At 67.5% G+C, this 20,376-nt stretch carries 20 protein-coding genes; 8 read left to right on the forward strand and 12 right to left on the reverse strand.

Annotated features, from left to right (window positions below; genetic code table 11):
* Positions 1-274: 274 nt before the first annotated feature.
* From AC1D34_RS19155 to AC1D34_RS19190, 8 genes are all read right to left on the reverse strand, one after another.
* Complete coding sequence (locus AC1D34_RS19155) at positions 275-1,144, reverse strand: isocitrate lyase/PEP mutase family protein (protein ID WP_476825037.1); 870 nt, start codon at positions 1,142-1,144, stop codon at positions 275-277.
* Between the two features lie 84 nt (positions 1,145-1,228).
* On the reverse strand, positions 1,229-2,416 hold the full coding sequence (locus AC1D34_RS19160) for an ABC transporter substrate-binding protein (protein ID WP_476825038.1): 1,188 nt from the start codon (positions 2,414-2,416) through the stop codon (positions 1,229-1,231).
* A gap of 61 nt (positions 2,417-2,477) precedes the next feature.
* A complete protein-coding gene (locus AC1D34_RS19165; RefSeq protein WP_441492772.1) occupies positions 2,478-3,200 on the reverse strand; it encodes an ABC transporter ATP-binding protein in 723 nt (240 codons plus the stop codon).
* Positions 3,197-3,925 (reverse strand): ABC transporter ATP-binding protein, encoded by a 729-nt coding sequence (locus AC1D34_RS19170; RefSeq protein ID WP_441492773.1) that lies wholly within the window; start codon positions 3,923-3,925, stop codon positions 3,197-3,199. The genes AC1D34_RS19165 and AC1D34_RS19170 overlap by 4 nt, the downstream gene beginning before the upstream one ends.
* Positions 3,922-4,887, reverse strand: coding sequence for a branched-chain amino acid ABC transporter permease (locus AC1D34_RS19175; protein WP_441492774.1), 966 nt, complete (start codon positions 4,885-4,887; stop codon positions 3,922-3,924). The genes AC1D34_RS19170 and AC1D34_RS19175 overlap by 4 nt, the downstream gene beginning before the upstream one ends.
* On the reverse strand, positions 4,884-5,762 hold the full coding sequence (locus AC1D34_RS19180) for a branched-chain amino acid ABC transporter permease (RefSeq protein WP_441492775.1): 879 nt from the start codon (positions 5,760-5,762) through the stop codon (positions 4,884-4,886). Before AC1D34_RS19180 ends, AC1D34_RS19175 begins: the two co-directional genes overlap by 4 nt.
* 27 nt (positions 5,763-5,789) lie before the next feature.
* Entirely contained in the window at positions 5,790-7,124 is a 1,335-nt protein-coding gene (locus tag AC1D34_RS19185) for a phenylacetate--CoA ligase family protein (RefSeq protein WP_476825039.1), read from the reverse strand.
* A gap of 15 nt (positions 7,125-7,139) precedes the next feature.
* The gene (locus tag AC1D34_RS19190) at positions 7,140-7,922 is read right to left on the reverse strand and encodes a citryl-CoA lyase (RefSeq protein ID WP_441492777.1); all 783 of its coding nucleotides are present in this window, start codon (positions 7,920-7,922) and stop codon (positions 7,140-7,142) included.
* 194 nt (positions 7,923-8,116) lie between these two features.
* Between AC1D34_RS19190 and AC1D34_RS19195 the strand changes: the two genes are divergently transcribed.
* Positions 8,117-8,833: a GntR family transcriptional regulator gene (locus AC1D34_RS19195; protein ID WP_441492778.1), complete on the forward strand. Its 717-nt coding sequence runs from the start codon at positions 8,117-8,119 to the stop codon at positions 8,831-8,833.
* Between the two features lie 540 nt (positions 8,834-9,373).
* Here AC1D34_RS19195 and AC1D34_RS19200 read toward each other — a convergent pair.
* From AC1D34_RS19200 to AC1D34_RS19215, 4 genes are all read right to left on the reverse strand, one after another.
* Entirely contained in the window at positions 9,374-10,528 is a 1,155-nt protein-coding gene (locus AC1D34_RS19200; RefSeq protein WP_476825040.1) for an NAD(P)/FAD-dependent oxidoreductase, read from the reverse strand.
* Positions 10,525-11,889: an FAD/NAD(P)-dependent oxidoreductase gene (locus AC1D34_RS19205; RefSeq protein ID WP_476825041.1), complete on the reverse strand. Its 1,365-nt coding sequence runs from the start codon at positions 11,887-11,889 to the stop codon at positions 10,525-10,527. The genes AC1D34_RS19200 and AC1D34_RS19205 overlap by 4 nt, the downstream gene beginning before the upstream one ends.
* Positions 11,882-12,196, reverse strand: coding sequence for a (2Fe-2S)-binding protein (locus AC1D34_RS19210; protein WP_441492781.1), 315 nt, complete (start codon positions 12,194-12,196; stop codon positions 11,882-11,884). The genes AC1D34_RS19205 and AC1D34_RS19210 overlap by 8 nt, the downstream gene beginning before the upstream one ends.
* An 88-nt stretch (positions 12,197-12,284) precedes the next feature.
* A complete protein-coding gene (locus AC1D34_RS19215) occupies positions 12,285-13,109 on the reverse strand; it encodes an IclR family transcriptional regulator (protein WP_441492782.1) in 825 nt (274 codons plus the stop codon).
* Between the two features lie 121 nt (positions 13,110-13,230).
* Between AC1D34_RS19215 and AC1D34_RS19220 the strand changes: the two genes are divergently transcribed.
* The 7 genes from AC1D34_RS19220 to AC1D34_RS19250 all read left to right on the forward strand — a co-directional run bounded on the left by AC1D34_RS19220 (position 13,231) and on the right by AC1D34_RS19250 (position 20,296).
* Positions 13,231-14,004 (forward strand): enoyl-CoA hydratase/isomerase family protein, encoded by a 774-nt coding sequence (locus AC1D34_RS19220; RefSeq protein ID WP_113518948.1) that lies wholly within the window; start codon positions 13,231-13,233, stop codon positions 14,002-14,004.
* Between the two features lie 88 nt (positions 14,005-14,092).
* Positions 14,093-15,160 carry an ABC transporter substrate-binding protein gene (locus AC1D34_RS19225; protein ID WP_476825042.1) on the forward strand — a complete coding sequence of 356 codons (1,068 nt, stop codon included), beginning with the start codon at positions 14,093-14,095 and terminating at the stop codon, positions 15,158-15,160.
* Between the two features lie 22 nt (positions 15,161-15,182).
* Entirely contained in the window at positions 15,183-16,241 is a 1,059-nt protein-coding gene (locus AC1D34_RS19230) for an ABC transporter ATP-binding protein (RefSeq protein WP_441508714.1), read from the forward strand.
* Positions 16,238-17,353 carry an ABC transporter permease gene (locus AC1D34_RS19235; protein WP_476825043.1) on the forward strand — a complete coding sequence of 372 codons (1,116 nt, stop codon included), beginning with the start codon at positions 16,238-16,240 and terminating at the stop codon, positions 17,351-17,353. The genes AC1D34_RS19230 and AC1D34_RS19235 overlap by 4 nt, the downstream gene beginning before the upstream one ends.
* A 43-nt stretch (positions 17,354-17,396) precedes the next feature.
* Positions 17,397-17,657: an ABC transporter permease gene (locus tag AC1D34_RS19240; RefSeq protein ID WP_476825051.1), complete on the forward strand. Its 261-nt coding sequence runs from the start codon at positions 17,397-17,399 to the stop codon at positions 17,655-17,657.
* 22 nt (positions 17,658-17,679) lie between these two features.
* On the forward strand, positions 17,680-19,215 hold the full coding sequence (locus AC1D34_RS19245) for a class I adenylate-forming enzyme family protein (RefSeq protein ID WP_441492787.1): 1,536 nt from the start codon (positions 17,680-17,682) through the stop codon (positions 19,213-19,215).
* 1 nt (position 19,216) lies between these two features.
* A complete protein-coding gene (locus tag AC1D34_RS19250) occupies positions 19,217-20,296 on the forward strand; it encodes a hypothetical protein (protein WP_476825044.1) in 1,080 nt (359 codons plus the stop codon).
* The last annotated feature ends 80 nt before the right edge of the window (positions 20,297-20,376 follow it).

Genomic DNA, 20,376 nt, shown 5'->3' on the forward strand with positions numbered 1-20,376 from the left:
AGGATCAACGCCCCGGGTTCAGCCAATCCCTCACCTGCAGCTTCAGCCACGACCAGGGGGAAACGAGGATCACCCTGAGTGGCCGCTGCTCCGGCGCGCTTGACTTCAGCCTCTCCGTCCAGATCGAGCGCCGGGACGCGTCGCGGACGCGGGGGCAGGAGAGAACGATGCACGAGGGCACGGGGCCCATAGCTGACATCGCTGAGCCAAGGTCAGGTTCTGGCGTATCCGGCACGCAAAGATGGCGAGCGATCGGTGGCTTCGATCTCTGACGTCAGCTCTCCCCGTCTTCTGCGTGCGCTCGTTCGAACGCCCAGACGCGCTCGAAGCCGATCATGTGGACGAATTCAGTGAACGGGTAGAGCTGGCCATCCCAATTTCGCGTCGAGCCGGTCGACTTGAGATGCGCGAAAACCGCCTGCAGCGTGCTCGCGGCGGCGAGCAGTCCGGCAACCGGGTAGATCGCGATCCTGTATCCGAGCCCCTCCAACTCCGCGCGGCTCAGGATCGGCGTGCGGCCACCCTCGACCATGTTTGCCACCAGCGGGGCGTCGAAGGTCCTGCCGATCTGCTCCATTTCCTCGACGCTTTCGGGCGATTCGATGAACAGGATATCGGCGCCGGCCTTCAGGAAGGCCTCTCCCCGGCGCAGCGCCTCGTCCAGGCCGAGCGCCGTGCGGGCATCGGTCCGGGCGATGATCTTGAACGCGGGCGACGAGCGTGCATCGGCCGCGACCTTGATCTTGCGGACGGCATCCACGAGCGGAATCACCCGGCGGCTCGGTGTATGGCCGCATTTCTTGGGGAATTCCTGGTCTTCGAGCTGGATCGCCTGGGCGCCGCTCGCCTCGTAGCCGCGAACGGTATGGTCGACATTGAGCAGGCCGCCATAGCCGGTGTCGCCATCGGCTATGAGCGGCGTCGCGGTGCCTTCGGCGATCTGGCGGACGCGCCCGACCATGTCGGTATAGGTCGCCAGACCGGCATCGGGATAGCCGAGATGGGAGGCGACGACGCCGAAGCCTGTCATGTAGAGCGCGTCGAATTCGGCCTGGTCGGCGAGCTTGGCCGAAACCAGGTCATAGACGCCCGGCGCGACGATCAGCCCGGGCCGGCTCAGGCGTTCGGAAAATGTCTCGGGCATGGGTGATTCCTGCTGACGCGTGGCCGGCCGCCCGCGACGGCGGCCGGGACGATGGCATTGGCTGGGCTCTTCTTGCGCCGGGCCCTATTGCGCGGGGTAGGTGATCTTGGCCGCGGCCTTCTCGGCCGGCCAGACGACCTCCTGGCCCCCGTCGGGCTTGTATTGCACGGCGATCATGCTCGCGTCGGTGATGAGCTGGTGCTTGCCCCCCATCTCCGAGGCCGTGTAGGCGACCTTGCCATAGGGCGTGTCGAAGGTCGTGGAGTCGAGATTGGCCAGGATCTTGGCCCGGTCCCAGGAACCGGCCGYCTTGGCTGCATCGCGCAAGGTCTGCATGGCGACGTAGCCCTGCACCGCGCTCGACACGACTTCGCCGCCACGCTTCGCCTCGGCTTTCTTGACCCATTCTGCCAGGCCCGGCGTCGTCTGCTTGGCCGACCAGAGATCGACGACGACGACATTGTCGCCGGCTGGGCCGAAATCGGAGCGCTTCTCGCCGGCGCCCYGAGTGACGAGCAGCTTCGGCTTGATGCCGAGCTGCAAGGCCTGCCGGGCGATCTGGAGATTGTCCCCGGAATAGCCGATCAGGAAGAGGATGTCTGGGTTGAGGCCCTTGGCCCGGTTGAGGATCGGCGAGAAATCCGGCGTCCCAGCACGGAAGGGCTCGTTCATCACCACCTCCAGCCCGGCTTCCTTGGCGTATTGCTGGGTGAACTTGGCGCCGTCGGTGCCGTAGAGCTTGTCCTCATAGGCGATGGCCAGCGTCTTTACGCCCGGAATGCTCTTGAAGAAGTTCACCGCAGCCTTCTGGCGATGATAGTCCCAGATGTAGACGTGGTGGTACCAATCGTTCTTGCCGAAGGTCTCCTCCAGCCGGACGGAGGACGAGCCTGGATGGATGAAGATCGGCTCGTAGCGCTGCACGGCGCTGAGCAGCGCAAAATCCGAGGTGCTGCCGAAGCCGCCGACGAAGGCGTCGACCTTGTCCTGCGTCGCGAGCTTCGCCGCGATGCTGGCCGAGGTATTGGGCTCGCCCTTGGTATCCTCGATGACGAGCTCGATCTTGCGGCCGAACAGCCCGCCCGCCTCGTTGATCTCGTCGGCGGCGTATTGAATGCCCCAGAGGATCTGGGTGCCGCCACCGGCGAGCGCACCGGTCAGYGGCAGCGGCACGCCGATCTTGATCGGCGCCTGTTGTGCGAGTGCGGGCGCGGCGATTGCCGTCCCTGCGAGCATTGCGCCCGCCACGAGGCCTCTCAACTTGGTCCACATCGTGCTTTCCTCCCTGAATTCGCCTGCTCGCAGACGGCAGGTCTTCGCTTGGGTTCTCAGGCTAAAATCCGAGATAGGCGATCCTGAGTTTCTCGTTGCCGGCCATGTCCTGCATCGTCCCGGTCAGGGCGACCTGCCCCTCGTCGAGCACGAGGCACGTATCTGCGACGCTCATGGCGGCGGCGAAGTTCTGCTCCGCCATCACCATGGCGCAGCCACTCGCCGCCTTGACGCGCCCGAGCGCCTCGAACAATTCCTCGACCAGCTTGGGCGCCAGCCCGGCCGAGGGCTCGTCCAGCACCAGCACGCGGGGCTCGATCATCAGCGCGCGCCCGATCGCCAGCATCTGGCGCTGCCCGCCGCTCATCGAACCGGCGAGTTGCCCGGCGCGCTCGCGCAGGATGGGAAAGAGCGCGAAGATGGTCTCGAAGAGACGCTCGCGCTTGCCAGCGGCCGCTCGCGGCGAGAGGGCCTCGAAGGCGCCGCGCAGGTTTTCCTCGACCGTGGCATTGGCGAAGCAGCGTGCGCCGTCGGGAACGAAGGCGACGCGGGCGCGCGCGAGTTGCCAGGGCGACAGCCCGGAAAGATCCTGGCCGTCAAGCCTGAGGCTGCGCCGCCCCGTCTCGACCGTGCCGATGAGCGCGCGCAGCGCGGTCGTCTTGCCGGCCCCGTTGGGACCGAGCAGGACCAGGAGCTCGCCGCCCGAGACCGCGAGCGACAGGCCGGGCAGGACGACGAGCTCACCGTAACCCGCCTTCTCGATGGAGACTTCGAACCGGTTCACAGCGAGAACCCCTTGCCCAGATAGGCTTCCCGGACACTGGCATCCTGCAGCACGTCCTGGGGCTTGCCCTGTGCGAGCAGCCGGCCCTGATTGAGGACGATGGCATGGCCGCACAGACGCGCGATGATGCGCATGACGTGCTCGATCACCACGACCGTGACGCCAGAGGCATGGATCTCGCGAACCAGGCCGATCACCTGGTCGGTATCCTCCAGGCTCAGCCCGGCCATGGCCTCGTCGAGCAGGAGAACCGTGGGGCGGCAGGCGAGGGCACGGGCGATCTCCAGCCTTCGCAGATCCGAGACCGAGAGCTGGCCGCAGCGCGTGCCGACCGCGGGACGCAGGCCGCAATAGCGGGCGAGATCGCCGGCGCTGCGCGCGCCGCCGGGCAGGGCGCGGCCGGAACGCGCATAGGTCAGCGGGACCGAGATCACCTCCTCGATGGTCAGTTCCTTCGGTACGCGCGGAACCTGATAGGTCCGCGCCAAGCCGCGATGGACGATCAGGTCGGGACGCAGCCCGTTGATCGGCTCGCCGCCGAGGCTGATCTTGCCTGTGCGCGGCGGGATCTGCCCGGAGACCATGTTGACGAAAGTGCTCTTGCCCGACCCGTTCGGCCCGATCAGCGCCGTGATCGCCTGGCCGGGCACGTCCAGCGTCACCTCGTCGATCGCCTTGAGGCCGCCAAAGGCGACGGTGCATGTCTCGACGCTGATCGCTGTCATGATGCGAGCCTCGGCTTGGTCTGCGCCTGCCCTGACCTGGGCCGACGCCGCCGCAGCCGGTGCCGGACGAAGCCCACCAGCCCCTCCGGCATGCCGACGATGAACAGGATGATGACGGCGCCATAGACGACCTGATAGCCGACGCCGCCGACGACATGACGCGCGACCTCYTCGAGCAGACGCAGCACCACGGCGCCGACCAGCGGGCCGAGCGTCGTGTCCATGCCGCCGAGGATGGTCACGGCGAGCGGCAGGACGTTCCAGTTGGTGGTGAAGACATCGTCGGGAATGACGTATCCGTAGAGGCCGCAATAGCAGGCACCGGCGAGGCCCGCGACCATCCCGGAGACGACGAAGGCCAGGATTTTCAGCCGCGTGACAGGCACACCCGAGGCAGCCGCGAGATCGGGATTGTTCCTGATCATGAAGAAGGCCGGACGAAAGCGCCTGCCGAGGAAAATGTCGCTGACGATGGCGGCCGCGACCAGGCAGCCGGTGATGAACAGGAGCTGCAGCGGCGGCGATCCACCCGCGATGACCGGCGGCATGATGCCGGTCGAGCCGCCCGTCAGCCCCGGCGTGACCAAGATCACGACATGGATCGACAGGCTGAAGGACAGGGTCGCGATGGTGAAATAGAGCCGCCGCAGGCGCAACGTCACTGCGCCCAGCAGCAAGGCGACCACGCCGCAGAGCAGGATGCCAACGGTCCAGCCGAGCACGGGGCCGAGCACGGGCGTCAGCAAGGCCGAGCCATAGCCACCGATGCCGAAGAAGGCGGCGTGGCCGAGCGAGACCTGGCCGGTGCGGGACAGGATATCCCAGGCCAATGCGAGGATGGCCGAGATCGCCGTGCCGATCGCGACCTGAACCAGAAAGGGCCGATCCGCGGCCGCGATCAGCAGGAGTGGCGCCGCAATCGCCGCATAGAGGGCGAGCCGTGCGGGAAGACCGGAACTCATGCCTGCACCTGCTTGCCGAACAGGCCGCTCGGGCGCACCAGGAGGACGAGCAGCAGAACCAGGAAGGAGACGCCGAAGCCCCAACTGCCGCCTCCCGATACGAAGGTGCTGATCAGGCCTTCGATCAGGGCGAGGATGGCCGCCCCGATCAGCGCGCCGGGGATATTGCCGAGGCCGCCGAGCGCGATGATCGCGAAGGCGCGGATGACGAGGTCGACGCCGACCGTCGGCTGAACGTAAAGCACGAGCGCGACGAGCCCGCCGGAGATGCCGGCGGCCGCACCGCCGATCGCGAATGACAGCTCGAAGACGCGGTCGACATTGATGCCAGCATGCATGGCGAGCACGGGGTCGTCGCTGGCGAAGCGCATCTGCGTGCCGTAGCGGGTGTGGTTCTTGATGCCGAGCATGACCAGGAAGAGCAGCAGGCCGACCAGCGCGACGACGATATTGTTGCCGGGAATGGTCACGCCTGCGAACTGGAGCGACGGCAGCAGCGCCGGCGCCTGCATCACCCGCGCATCCGGCGACCACAGGATGATCGCGATATTGAGGATCAGGATGGACAGGCCAAGCGTCGCCAGGAGCTGATTGTGCTCGTCCTGCTTCAGCACGCGGGCCAGGAAGCCGCGATAGACCAGGATGGAAAACAGGCCGAGCGCGACGCCCGAGGCCAGCATGCCCAGCCAGGGCGACAGGCCGTAGCCGGTATAGAGCCAATAGGTCAGGAAGGCGCCGAGCATGACGAATTCGCCATGCGCGAAATTGATGATGCGCGTCACGCCGACCGTGAGCGTCAGCCCGGCCGCCACGGCCGCGTAGAGGCCGGCCACGCAGAGCGACAGCAGAACCGCCTGGACGATCGACGCGGTCATGTCCGTCTGTCCTCCACGCAGAGCGCCTCAGTCATCGACCGTCYCCGTCGACGCTTCGGAGAAATCGAGCAGTCGCGACTTGTACTCGCTGCGCGGCAGCGTGCCGGCCGGGGCGAGGTGCACGGTGGTGGTCACGACCAGCGTGGCGCGGATATCGCTCTCGATCTTCTCGCGCAGACCATCCGAGGCGGTCTCGCCTTCGGCAAGCTCGACGACGACCTTGAGCGGCGGTGCCTGCTTGACGCCCTTCGCGGAGGGGCGGACCGAGACCACGCCGGTGACGGCGGGCGCGAACCGGTTGACGACCTCGCGGATCGCCGAGGGAAACACGTTCACGCCGCGGACGATCAGCATGTCGTCGGTCCGGCCGATGCAGCGCACCCGCGGCGACGTGCGGCCGCAGGAACAGGCCCCCGTGCGCAGGACGACATGGTCGCGGCTGCGAAAGCGCAGCAGCGGCGCGCCGCGATGCCTGAGATGGGTGTAGACGAGTTCGCCGGTCGCGCCGTCGGTCTGCGGAACCTGCTTGCCGGTCTCGGGATCGATCAGCTCGAAATGCACGAAGCCGCGGCCGGAAAAGTGCATGCCCTGCTGCTGCTCGCACTCGCCCCAGAGCGAGACGGAAATATCGCCGATCCCCATCGCCTCGGTGACCTTGGCATTCCAGGCCTGTTCGAGCTTCTCGCGCATGGCCGGCTCGCCGCCGCCGGGTTCGCCGGCCACCATGATCCGCCTGATGCTGCTATTGGGCAGGTCGAGCCCGCGCGCCTCGCCGATCTCGGCGAGATGCAGCGCATAGGACGGGGTGCAGGCGAGAATCTGCGGCTTGAGCAGTTTCACGGCGGCGAGCAGTCGCTCGGTATTTCCGGTCCCGACCGGGATGTGGCAGAGGCCGAGGCGGGGGAAGGAATCGAGTGCGGCGCCGGCGACGAACGGCCCGGCATTATAGGTCGAGATGACGCGCTCGCCCTTGTTCAGGCCGCTCGCGCCGTAGCTGCGGGCGGAGGTTCGGACCCAGTTTTCCAGATCGCCCGCGGTCAGCGGAATATAGCTCGGAATCCCGGTCGTGCCGCTGGTGGAGAAGATGCGCACCACCTCCTCCAGGGGGGCTGCGAGATGCGTCCCGATCGGATGGGCCTCGCTGCGGCTCTGCCGCAATTCATCCTTCTCGGTCAGGGGCAGGGCTTCGATGTCGTCGAGCCCGCCGACCGATTCAGGCTTCGCGAAGCCGTTCGCCTGCAGCTTGTCGCGAAAGAAGCGCGAGCGTTCGAAGAGATAGCCGACCTGTTCGCGATAGAGGCGGTCGTCAAGCGCGCGCTGCTCGGGCCAGGGAAGTGTCTCGATATCGGGCTCTTGGAGCATGTCCCGGTCCTTCGCTTACATCGTGGGGTCGTAGGCGATCGCTTCCTCGGCGTGATGCGCGAGAATGAAGCCGATCGGTCGCTTCTGTTCCTCGGCGAGATGCCCGAGAAGTCCCGCGGTGCGGGCCAGGATCGGCACGGCCTTGATCATGGTGTGCGGGAAATCGAGGTCCATCAGCACGGCAGCGATCGGACCGGAGACGTTGAGCGGCATCTGGCGGCCCCATGCCGTGGCGACAGCGCCGCGCATACGCTTCAGCAGGTCGAGATGGCGACCGGCAATGCCGCGTTCCTCGACCAGAGCGAAGATCCGCTCGGTTCGCGGATCGACGGGATGATGGATCGGGTGGCCGAAGCCCGGCATCTTGCCGCCCTCGCGCCGTGTCCTGGCGGCGATGTCGTTGACGACGGCATCGGGATCCTCGCCGGCATCGACCCGGGCAGCGGCTTCGGCGAGCACCTTGGCGCACAGCTCGGCTGTGCCGAGAACCACCGTGCCGCAGCCGAGAATTCCGGCGGCAACGGCGCATTGCAGGCTGTCGGGCGCTGCGGCCAGCGTCATGCGGGCGGCCTGCGCCGTCGGGGTCAGCCCATGCTCGGCGATCGCGACGAGGAGAAGATCGAGGAAATAGCGCTGCTGCTCCGACGGCTTTTCGCCGGTCACCAGGAAGAAGAAGAAATCGGTGAAGCCATAATGGCCCATGATCTCGCTGGCGAAGTCCTTGCCCCGGATCTCGATCCGGTCCGGAGTGGACGTACAGATGCCCGTGATGGCCGGGCCGGCCTTGCCAATCAACATGTCGCTCCTCCTGCCGCAGCCAGCACGAGGCGAAGCGAAAGCCGCGCAGCGGCGAGAGCCGTGCGATCAGTCCCGGATGGGGGACAGGCGTTTCCTCTTCGCCGCTTTCGGCTTGTTTTGTCTTTTAAGTTTGTAGGACAATATTGCAGGTCGAAACGTTGTCAACCGGGTTTCCTGCTGGTAGGCAGATCGTCATGACGACACTCGACACCCACCTCGCCAGCGCTCTGCCGGAGCCCGAGAACGCCGAAGGCCCGGCGCGCGGCGGAACCGTCGAATACGTCCTTGATCATTTGCGCGCCGGTGTGCTCCAGGGGCGCTATGCGCCGGGCCAACGCCTGATCGAAGCCGACCTGACGCGCGATCTGCGGGTCAGCAGGGGGCCGCTACGCGAGGCCTTTCGACGCCTCTCCGCGGAGGGCATTCTCGAGATCGTGCCGCATCGCGGCGCCCTCGTGCGCCGCCTGACGTTGCGCGAGATGAAGGAGCTGTTCCAGATCAGGCTCGGCCTGGAGACCCTCGCTGCCCGGCTGGCTGCGGAAGCAATGGCCGATCCGGTGACGAAAGCGCGGTTCGAGCGGGAGATCGAGGCGATCTGGGACGAGCACCCACGCCCTCCGGGCGCTGAATATATCGACGAAAACCATCAGTTTCATGATGCGGTCGTCGCGGCGAGCGGCAACGAGCAATTGCTCAAGCTGACGCGGCAGCTTCGGCTCCCTGTCCTGATGTATCAGCTGGCGGGAACGCTGAAGGCCGAGAACATTGCCGCTTCCCTGGCCGAACATCGCGCCATCGCGCGCGCCATCCTCGCCGGCGACGCCGCACTGGCCGAAGTGCATGTGAAGGACCATCTGCAGCGCGCCATGGGCCTCGCGCAGGCCATGCCACACCGGGTTTTCGCTCGCTAGCTCATCGGACCGGACATCGTATCCGGCCCGATGATCTAACCCTTTGTGTTAGCATCGGCTTTGCCCCGAAAACCGCAATCCACTTTTCGGGCCGATCCTTTAACGCATCGCAGCGGCACGTCTTCGGCGGCGAGCCCCATCCTGCTCGCTGTTTTTCGACCGGCGATCTGAGAGACGCGTGGCTTCGCGTGGCGCCGCAAGGCGCTGCGCGCACGCTCGCGCAAGACCCGCTACCAGAGCCGCAACATAGCTGCGCCCCGACGAATAGAGGCTCCGATGGCTCTCCCAGGGGGCGGGCGAGCGAGGCGACGAAGGCGATCATCCGTGCCGCGACGGAACCGCGCCTGTCCCTGTCGCTTGGATACAAGGGCAAGATCCGAGGGAACATCGACTGGCAAGATCCCCGGCGATCTCGGCCGCGCGGCGGCCGCGATGGGCAGCTCCCGGCCGATCCCGGTCATGCCCATGATCCCGGAAAACCGCCAGCCCGTGCTGGCCGTTGGCGGGCTTCCGCAGGATCGGCAGTGCGCCTTGAGGGCGTCAGTCGAACTCCTTGCGGAATTTCTCGCTGACGGTGGCTGCCTGGCGGAAGCGCCCGATCGAGAAGGGCTCCAGCGGCGTCTGCGTCGCGCCGTCCACGATCATCTCGCTGAGGCATAATCCGACGCCGGGGCCGATCTGGAAGCCGTGGCCGCAGAAGCCGAAGGCATGGAACAGCCCGGCGGTCGTCTCGCTTGGCCCGATCACCGGGATCATGTCGGGCAGATAGGCCTCGATGCCGGACCAGACGCGGATGACATGGCAATGCGCGAGCATCGGCGCGACCCGCGCCAGCGCCCGCATCGCCGCCAGCGTCTTGGCGGGAGGGACGGGGGCCCGGTTCGCCTCCGGATCGGCCGCCGTGCGCGGATAGCCGGCCAGGATGATGTTGCCGCGCGGGATCTGCCGGAAGATCACCGACCCGTCGATCGCCTGGACGGACGGCCCGATCGCGTAGGGGAAGGGCTCCGTCACGAATTGCGGCGGGCCGGCCGGAAAGACCGGCGCGGTCTCGCCGAACCGCTCCGCGATGTCGAGCGCCCAGGCGCCGGCGCAGTTGACGAGCGCGCCGCAGCTCAGCCGCGCGCCATCGGCGAGCGTCAGCGCGAAGCCGTCGCCCGCGCGATCCACGGCGGTGACGCGGGTGTTCTCGCGGATGACGGCGCCGAGCCTGGCCGCGGCCCGCGCCACGGCCGGCGTCGCGATCCTGGGATTGGCCGTGGCGTCGCGTGCCGAAAACGTGGCGGCGACGGCCCGTTCGCCGAGCCAGGGCCAGCGCCGCCGGAGCTCGGCAGGTCCGACCCGCTCGATCGCCAGCCCGTAGGATTCCGAGACCCCGGCATAGCCCTCGAGCTTGGCCTGCTCCGCCTCGTCATAGGCGAGATAGAGATGGCCGGTTTGCYCGAACTCGCACTCCTCGCCGATCAGGGCATCGAAATCCTCCCAGAGGGCCTGGGAGCGCAGGGACAGCGGGTACTGCCCGGGAAAGCGGCCCTGAAGCCGCAGGTTTCCGAAGTTGGCGCCGCTCGACTGGGCGCCGACCAGGCCTTTCTCGATCACGGTCACGCTGTGCCCGCGCCGCGCCAGGAAGAAGGCGGTCCAGGCGCCGATCAGCCCGCCGCCGACGATCGCGACATCGCTCGTGCGCTCGCTCATGCCGCATCCCCGGCTGCCGCGAGCGCAATCGGCTTGACCGGGGCCTGGCCGCGCAGCCGCCCGGCGCAAGCGCCATCCTGCCCGCTCTTCGCCGCCACGATCTCTTGCAGGGCAGGGCCGCAGACCCGGCCCTGGCAGCGGCCCATTCCACAGCGCGTCATCGCCTTGACCCGGTTGACCTCGATCGGCCCGAGCTCCTTCTCCATCGCCGCGCGCACCTCGCCGACCGTCACGTTCTCGCAGCGGCACAGCGTCACGGAATCCGGCAGGACGGCGATCTGCGCCGCCGGCCAGGCGAAGGCGCGCGCCAGCCCGCGCTGGAAAGCACGCAGGCGCTCGACCTGCCGTGCCAGCCGCCGCACCGCCTCGCTATCCTGCGGATGGCCGAGATCAGCGAGAATCGCGTGGGCGGCGAGCGCGCCGCTCGCTTCCGCCGCGTCGGCGCCGCCGATCCGCACCCCGTCTCCGGCGAGGTAGAGGCCCGGCCTCGCCCGGCCCAGGCTGTCGATCCTGGGCAGGTGCAGCCGGAAATCCGGGTCATAGGCGAACTCGGCCCGCGCCAGGTCGGCCAGTTGCGTCTCGGGCTTCAGGCCGTAGCCGAGCGCGACGGCATCGCAGGCGAAGCGGCGTTCGCGGCCACGCGCATCGGCCAGCACCAGAGCCTCGACGCGGTCCGCGCCCTCGATGGCGATCGGCGTCACGCCGTGCAGCATCTCGGTGCCGGCGCGGAGGGACGCGCCCATGTACCAGATGCCCCGCAGCAGCGTCCGGGGCGCTCGCAGCAGGGCCGGCATCGTGGCGGCCTTGGCGGCGAAGGGCGTCGTATCGGCGATCACGGCGATCTGCGCGCCCATGTCGCGATACTGCTTCGCCGCCAGCGCCAGCAGGGGCGACGAGCCGAGGAAGGCGACGCGGCTTCCGATCAGGCAGCCCTGATCCTTCAGCGCGACCTGGGCGCCGCCGAGCGTGAACACGCCGGGCAGGGTCCAGCCGGGCAGGGGCGCCACCCGGTCCATCGCGCCGCTGGCGATCAGCAGCCTGTCGAAAGCGAGCGTCTCGGCCCGCTCGTCGCACAGCAGATGCAGCTGGTTGCCGTCGATGGCCCAGACCAGCGTCCGCGGGCGGTAATCGATCTTCGGGCGCAAGGCCGCGAAGCGGCGATGCAACGCAACGTATTTCCCGGCCTCCGAACCCATCAGCCTGGTCATGTCGAGCGCGAGATCATCGGCCGGCCGGCGATAGCCTTGCCCGCCCGCCCGCGCGCCCTCGTCGATCAGGATGGGCCGCAGCCCCTGTGCGCAAAGCACCTCGGCTGCGCTGATGCCGGCCGGGCCAGCGCCGATGATGACGATGTCAGCCATGGGCGCCAGCCACAGGCTGCGGTTCGGCAAACAGCACCATGCCGTCGGCGACCTTTGTGGTGCAGGCCCTGAGCCTGCCGCCTTCAGCGCTCCAGACCCAGCAATCCTGGCAGGCCCCCATCAGGCAGAAGCCGGCCCGCGGCTCGCCGCCGAATTCCAGCCGGCGGAGCAGCGCGCCGTTCGCCAGCAGCGCGGCGAGGACGCTGTCGCCACTCGTCGCCCGGATGGTCGTGCCGTCGAAGCTGAGCGTCGCGGGGGGCCCGGTACGGGCTGCCACGCGGCGGAACTGGGCCTTCGGAGCGTCCATGCGGGGTCCAGGAGTTATTTCAATGCGATAATAGTTTTCGAATATTGATAAAACACGCGTCGACCGTCAAGCGCCTCGTGCTTGCGGTTCAGACGCGCGAGATCGCGTGCGCGGTGGCGATGACCAGGGAGGAAAACCGGGAGACGACCTCCGCATGGCTATAGCGCGAGGTCGAGGTGGCGATGTTCACGGCGGCCTCCGGACGGCCGTGATGATCGACGATCACCGCGGCGATCGAGGCGTCGCCGAGATAGACCTCCTCGAAGGCGGTGGCGTAGCCCTGCGCCGCCGCCTGGCGCAGCTTCGCTTGCAGGGCATCGCGCTGCCAGGTCGTCGAGGGCGTGTGGGCCTGGAGGTCGGAGGCGTCGATGATCGCCATCGCCTCGTCCTCCGGCAGGCGCGAGAGCATGGCGATGCCCGGCGCGGTGCAATAGGCCGGCATCCGCGTGCCGATGATGACGTCGGTGTTCAGCACATGGCGACTGAGAAAGCGCGAGACGAAGATGATCTCGGTTCCCTCGCGCACGGTGAGATTGACCGTCTCCTCCGTCTCCTTGCTCAGATGCATGAGATAGGGCATCGCCCGGTCGAGAAGACGGCTGCTGCGCACGAAATGATAGCCGAGATCGAGCGTCTTCGCGGTCAGCTCGAAGCGCTTTGTCTGCGCATCCTTGCGGAGATAGCCGAGCCTGGTCAGCGTGTGGGTGAAGCGCTGCGCGGCGCTGACATCCATCCCCGTCTCTGAGGCGACCTGTGACAGGTTGAGCGTCTGGTGCTGGCGGCCGAAGGCGGACAGCACCCGGAAGGCCTTCTCGACCGAGTTGACCATCAGCGCATCGTCCTTGCGCCCGGCCTGATCGGCTGGTGCCGCCGCTTTCCTGCGGCCGTTCTGTGTCGCTTCCGGCATCGTCATCGGGGGCTGTTCTCCTGGCTCAATCAATGGCCGTGGCCAACGGCCTTGACAAGGTGAGCCTTTCGCGCAGATTATTCAATAGAAGTTATCGCATAACAATAAACATTCATCGGAGAGCGGTATGAAGGACTCTGTTCTGGTCGAACTGCGTGGCGCCGTCGGCATCCTGACCCTCAATCGCCCGGAGATACTCAACGCCTGGAACGCGCCGATGCGGTCGCGCCTCGTCGAGGGGCTCGACGAGCTCGAAGCGAACGAGGCAGTGCGCGCCATCATCCTCACCGGCGCCGGCGACCGCGCCTTCGGGGCCGGCCAGGATCTCAACGAGACCAAGACCTTCGATCCCGACCGCGCGGAATTGTGGATGGGCGAGTGGGAGCGGCTCTACGACCGGATCCGCTCGCTCTCGAAGCCGCTCGTTGCGGCGCTGAACGGCGTGGCGGCGGGTTCGGCCTTCCAGGTCGCGCTGCTCTGCGATCTGCGCATCGGCCATGCCGGCGTCACGATGGGCCAGCCGGAGATCAACTCCGGCATCGCCTCGGTGACCGGCCCCTGGATCATGCGCGAGATGATCGGGATCGCCCGCACCATCGACCTGACCCTGACCGGGCGGATGATGGATGCCGACGAATGCTTCCGGATCGGCCTGATCAACCGGATCGTGGCGAAGGACAAGGTGATGGAGGCGACCCTTGCGCTGGCGCAGGAGCTGGCCGGCAAGCCGCCCGTCGCCATGCGCCTCAACAAGGCCCGCTTCCGCGAAGTCACCGAGGAGAGCTTCCGCGAGTGCCTGGTTGCCGGCATCCGCAACCAGCGCGAGGCCTACGGCACGGGCGAGCCGGCCCGGATGATGGAGCAGTTCCTGGCGATCCGGGCTGCGCGCAAAAGCGCCTGAGGAAACGACGCGCCTGACGGGACGGCGCGCCTGACGAGCTGATCACCCACGGGGACATGCGGAAAACCGCTGAAAAGGGGAGATGAAGATGACGAACACGATGACGAAGCCGACGCGGCGCACCCTGCTGCAACTGGCGGGCGGCGCGGCCGCGGGCGCGCTTGCGGCACCTTATCTCACCGGCACGGCGCGTGCCGCCACGCAGATCACGGTCGCCGATCCCGGTGGGCCGTTCGGGCCGGCTTTCCGCAAGGCCTTCTACGACCCCTTCGAGAAGGCGACCGGCAACAAGGTCGTCAACGTCGCCCGCGAGGCGGAGCCCACCGCCCAGTTCAAGGCGATGGTCGAGACCAAGTCCTACACCTGGGATGTCTGCACGCTGACGCTCTCGGCGCGCGATATCCTGAAGGCGCAGGGCTTGCTCGATCCGATCGGCTTCGCGCATGCCGATGTGCCCAGGCTGATGCCGGAAGCGATCTCGCCCGAGTTCATGGGTACGGATGTCTATTCGACGATCTTCGCCTACCGCACCRACCGGGTGAAGAACGCCCCGGCGAGTTGGGCCGATTTCTTCAATGTCGAGAAGTTCCCGGGCCGCCGCGCCCTGCGCAAGAACCCGATCGATACGATCGAACAGGCGCTGCTTGCCGACGGTGTGCCGCTCGACAAGCTCTACCCGCTCGATATCGATCGCGCCTTCAAGATGCTCGACAAGATCAAGCCGCATGTCGCGGTCTGGTGGACAGGCGGCGCGCAGTCGACACAGCTGCTGCAAAGCGGCGAGGTCGACATGCTGCCGGGCTGGAACGCGCGCCTGCAGGCCGCGATCGACGGCGGCACGCCCGCCAAGATCGTCTGGAACCAGGGGCTCTATTCGATCGAGGGCTGGGGCCTGCCGAAGGGCGGACCCAAGGCCGATGTCGCCCGCCAGTTCATCCGCTTCTGCTCGGACCCCAAGGCGCAGGCCGTCTTCACCGAGGTTCTCGCCTACGGCCCGACCAATCTCGACGCCTATCAGACGATTCCCGCCGAGCGCGCCAAGGTCCTGCCGACCTCGCCGGAGAATCTGAAGCTGATGGCCATCGCCAACGAGGATTGGTGGAGCGCCAATCGTTCCAAGGTCACCGAACGCTTCAACTCCTGGCTCCTGGCCTGATCCGATGGCGACGAGCGCCGGCATGACCGCGACCCAACCGAAGACGGCCAAGCTCGTCGTCGAGGGCCTGTGCAAGCGCTACGGCGCGACCACCGCCCTCGAGCCGAGTTCGCTCAGCGTCGCCGAGGGCGAGTTCCTCACCTTGCTGGGGCCTTCGGGCTCCGGCAAGACCACGCTGCTGCAGCTCATCTGCGGGCTGGTCGAGGCGAGCGAGGGCCGGGTCGTGATCGACGGCCGCGACCAGTCGGCCACGCCGGTTCACCAGCGCGATATCGGGCTCGTCTTCCAGCATTATGCGCTGTTCCCGCACCTGACCGTGGCCGAGAACATCGCCTTTCCGCTGAAGATGCGGGGATGCGCGAGCGCAGAGGTCGCAAGCCGTGTCGCGGCGACGCTGGACATGGTGCATCTCGGCCATCTCGCCGGGCGGTTCCCGCGCGAACTGTCCGGCGGCCAGCAGCAGCGCGTCGCGCTGGCGCGCTGCTTCGTCTACCAACCCTCGATCATCCTGATGGACGAACCGCTCGGCGCACTCGACAAGAAGCTGCGCGAGCATATGCAGATCGAGATCAAGCGGCTGCACCGCGAGAGCGGCGCCACGATCGTCTATGTCACGCATGATCAGGAAGAGGCGCTCGCGATGTCCGATCGCATCTGCCTGATGAACCATGCGAAGATCGAGCAGCTCGGCACGCCGCGCGACATCTATGAGCGCCCGCGCACGGCATTCGCGGCCGATTTCATCGGCATCTCCAACATCTTCCGCGGCCGCTGGGACGGCAATGGCACGATCGAGACGGTGCATGGGCGCTTCGCCCTGCCGAGCGGCGCGCGCTGCCAGAGCCAGGACGCCGCCCTCGTCATCCGCCCGGAAAACCTGCATCTCGGCGCCCAGGACGGCAACGCCGTGAACGGCTGCGTCCGCGAGGTGGTCTATGCGGGCTCCGAGACCCGCGTCATCGCCGCGCTCGACGACGGCAGCCCGCTCGTGCTGCGCCTGGGGCCAGACGACGTGGTGCCCGGGATCGACGAGAGGATCGTCGCCGGCTGGGCGCGCGACAAGGCGGTACTGGTCGCATGAGTGCGGTGACCCTCAGCAGCGCGCCCGCGCGCCCGGCCAGGCTGCGCCTCAGTGCGCTCTGGCTGGCGGTACCCGGCCTGTTGTTCCTGGCCGTGTTCTTCGTCTATCCGGTTGCGCAACTGCTCGGCCTGAGCATCGTCGATCCGGAGAGCGGGGCYTTCTCGGCCGGCGCCTATCAGCGGATCGCCGCGACGGATGTCTATCTGCGCGTGCTCGGCATCACCTTCCGCATCGCCGGCTGGACGGCGCTGTGGTCGCTGCTGATCGGATACCCGCTCGCCTACTGGATCGCGCGCCTGCCGAACATGTTTCGCGGCCGCATGCTGCTCTTCGTCATGGTGCCGTTCTGGACGAGCTATCTCGTCAAGACCTTCGCCTGGATGATCGTGCTCGGGCGCAACGGCATCATCAATTCGCTGGTGACCGGCTCCGGCATCGTCGACGAGCCCTTGCCCCTGCTGCACAACCAGTTCGGCGTCATGGTCGGCATGGTGCACGCCATGGTGCCGCTGGCGGTGATGACCATGCTCCCGGTGATGGCCGGAATCGACCGGCGCCTCGTCCAGGCGGCGCAGACGCTCGGGGCCGCGCCGGCGCGCGCCTTCTGGCTGGTCTATTTCAAGCTCTCGCTGCCGGGCGTGGCCGCGGCCGGCCTGCTCGTCTTCATTTCCTCGCTCGGCTTCTTCATCGTGCCGGCCTTCCTCGGCGGGCGGCAGGAGACGATGCTCGCGCAGCTCATCATCACGCAGGTGCAGGAGCTGCTGAACTGGTCCTTCGCCGGGGCATTGTCGGCGATGATGCTGGTGGCAGCCCTGGTCTCCTGCCTGATCTACGATCGGCTCTTCGGGCTCTCGACCATCGCCGGCGGTTCGGCCCAGGTCAGCACCGGTCGTATCCGCGACCTCGGCCTTGCGATCCTCTCGGCCGTCGCCACCCTGTCGGGCCATCTCGCCAGGCTGGCGCAAACCCTGCTCGGCAAGCGCGTCTGCGCCGGGCTGCTGCCCGGCTTCTGCTGGCTCGTCATCGCTTTTCTGGTGCTGCCGACGCTGCTCGTCATCCCGCTCGCCTTCACCTCGTCGCAGTTCCTCGAATTTCCGCCTCAAGACCTATGACCAGCGCCTCGACCAGGCGGCCGCGACGCTCGGCGCCAACCGGCTGCGCACCCTGACCGGCGTCACCATCCCGCTGGTCAAGGGTGGTCTCGTCGCCGCCTTCCTGTTCGCCTTCATCACCTCCTTCGACGAGCTGACCATCGCGATCTTCGTCTCGGGCGGGGTCAAGACGACGCTTCCGAAGCAGATGTGGGACGACATGATCCTGCAGCTCAACCCGACGCTGGCAGCGGTCTCCGTGGTCGTCTTCATCGTGGTGACGACGATGCTGCTCATCGCGGAACGCTTCCGCTCCCCTTCCTGATCGACCGAACCAGCGACCGAGCATGACCTCCTTCGATGATGACGGCTTTGTGGGCCTTCTGACCGCGCGTGCCGCGGCCGAGCCGGACCTTGTCTATGCGCGCTTCTGCGGCGAGCCGGTGAGCTATGCCGGGATCGAGCAGCGCTCCGCCGCCTTCGCGGCGCATCTCAGGGCGCGCGGCATCAGGCCCGGCGACCGGGTCGCCGTGATGATGCGCAACTCGATCGCGACGATCGCCGTGGTCTTCGGCCTGGCCAGGGCCGGTGTCGCCTGGGTGCCGGTCAACGCTCAGCAACGCGGCGAGGGGCTGCGCTATCTACTGACCCATTCGCAGCCGCGCCTCGTCGTCGCCGATGCAGAGCTGGCGCCGCAGATCGCCGAGGCGATGGCCTCGGAAGCGGTGCTGCCGCAGCTCCAGCACGCGCCCGGCGGCGAACTCGACGCCGTCCTGGCCCGCAACGAACGCTTCGACGAGCCGGCGCCCTCCGCCGATGCCGTCTTTGCCATCATGTACACATCCGGGACGACGGGACGGCCGAAGGGCGTCGTCGTCTCGCATCGCATGCTGCGGCTGGCGGCGGAAAGCGTCGGCCGCCTGTCCGACGCAAGGCCGGGCGAGGTCTTCTTCGTCTGGGAGCCGCTCTACCATATCGGCGGCGCGCAGCTCCTGCCGCTGCCGATGATCCGCGGCATCACGCTCGCCATGGTCGAGCGCTTCAGCGCCAGCCGCTTCTGGGCCCAGGTCCGTGAGGAGGGCGCAAGCCATATCCACTATCTCGGCGGCATCCTGCAGATCCTGCTCAAGCAGCCGCCTTCGCCGCTCGATCGCGAGCATGGCGTGCGGATCGCCTGGGGCGGCGGCTGCCCACCCGAGATCTGGCCGCAATTCCAAGACCGCTTCGGCATCGGGATCCGCGAATGCTACGGCATGACCGAGGCCTCGAGCCTCACGACCTGCAACGTCACCGGCGTACCCGGCTCAGTCGGCCGGCCGATGCCCTGGTTCACGGTGAAGCTGCTGGACGGGGAGGGCAGGCCGGTCGCGCCCGGCGAGCGCGGCGAGATCGTGGTCGAGACCAGCATCCCGGGCGCGATCTTTCCTGGCTATCTCGACAATCCCGAGGCGACGGCGAAGGCGTTGCGCGAGGACGGTTTCCATACCGGGGACCTCGGTTCGTTCGATGCCGACGGCAACCTCTATTTCCACGGCCGGATGACGGACAGCGTGCGCTGCAGGGGCGAGAACGTCTCGGCCTGGGAGGTCGAGCATGTCGCCGCMGAGCATGAGGCGGTCGAGGATTGCGCGATGATCGGCGTGGCGGCGGATGTCGGCGAGCAGGACATCAAGCTCTTCGTCAAGCCGCGCGACGGCAGGGTCATCGATCTCCAGGCGCTGTCCAGCTGGCTCGGCCAGCGCCTCGCCCCCTACCAGAACCCGCGCTACATCGCCGTCGTCGACGAGTTCGAACGCACGGCGAGCCAGCGCATCATGAAGCACAAGCTCTCGCCCCGGCTCGACGACTGCTGGGACCGGGCTGCCACCGCGACGAGACACTGACATGGCCGGCTGCGWTATCCTGATCTCGGGCACTGGCGGCTTCGCTGCGCGCATCGCGTTCGACATCGCCGCGACGGCCGACGACGCTGTCGAGGTCATCATCGCCGGGCGCAATCGCGAGCGGCTGAACTGGCTACGCACCGCCGCGAATGCCCGTGCCGCGCTGTTTGGCAAGAAGGCGCGCTTCGCGACCCACGCCATCGATCTCCTGGCGCCCGATGCCTCGGACGCGCTGCTGGCGGCGACTGACCCCCGCATCGTCGTGCAGGCGGCCTCGATCCAGACCTCGCAGGTCATCGCCCAGAGCGGCAACGCCTGGACGCAGCTTGTCGCCGAAGGCGGCCTGAGCGCGACCGCCGTCTTCCAGGCCCTGATCAGCGCGCGCGTCGCAGCCGCCATCACCGCCCGCGGCAAGCCGGTCACGCTGGTCAATTGCAGCTTTCCCGATGTCGTCAACGGCATCATCGTCGCGCTCGGCCACGCCGTCGCCTGCGGCATGGGCAATGTCGCGATCCTCTCCAACGTCTTCGCCGGCTCGGCCGCCACATCACCAGGGGCCGATCTCAAGGTCCTCGCGCATTATCAGAATCTGGCCGCCTGGCGCCGCCGGCCCGAGGAGCGTGGCGGGCGGGCGCCACGCGTCTGGCTCGACGGCGCCGAGGTCGCGGATGTCTACGGGCGTTTCGCCGATATCCAGCTCACCCCCGAGCCGGTCATCGAAATCTCGGGGGCGAGCGGCGTTCCCATGCTGCTCGCCATGGCGGCGAGCAGGCCGTGGCGCGGCCATGTGCCCGGCCCGAACGGGCTGCCGGGCGGCTATCCCGTGCGGCTGAGCGACGGGGCGCTCGAACTCGACCTTCCCAACGCTCTTGCCGAGGCCGAGGCGATTGCCTGGAACGCCTCATTCGAGAAAGAGAACGGTCTCGTCGTCTCGCCGCAAGGCCATGTCAGCTTCACCGGCATCCTCGGCGACAGGCTCGCCGAACATGTTCCGGCCCTTCGCAAGGGCTTCCCCGTCCGGGAGCTGGAAGCGGTTTGCGAGGAGCTGCTCCAGCTGCGCTCCGCCCTGATGCAGGCCTAGAACATGCTGCTAAAATGGGGCAACGGTGTTATCTAAACTATTGGATTAGATGACGTTTCATGCGTTAGCCGCTTCCGTCC

Source organism: Allobosea sp. P1_A7 (assembly GCF_056406775.1).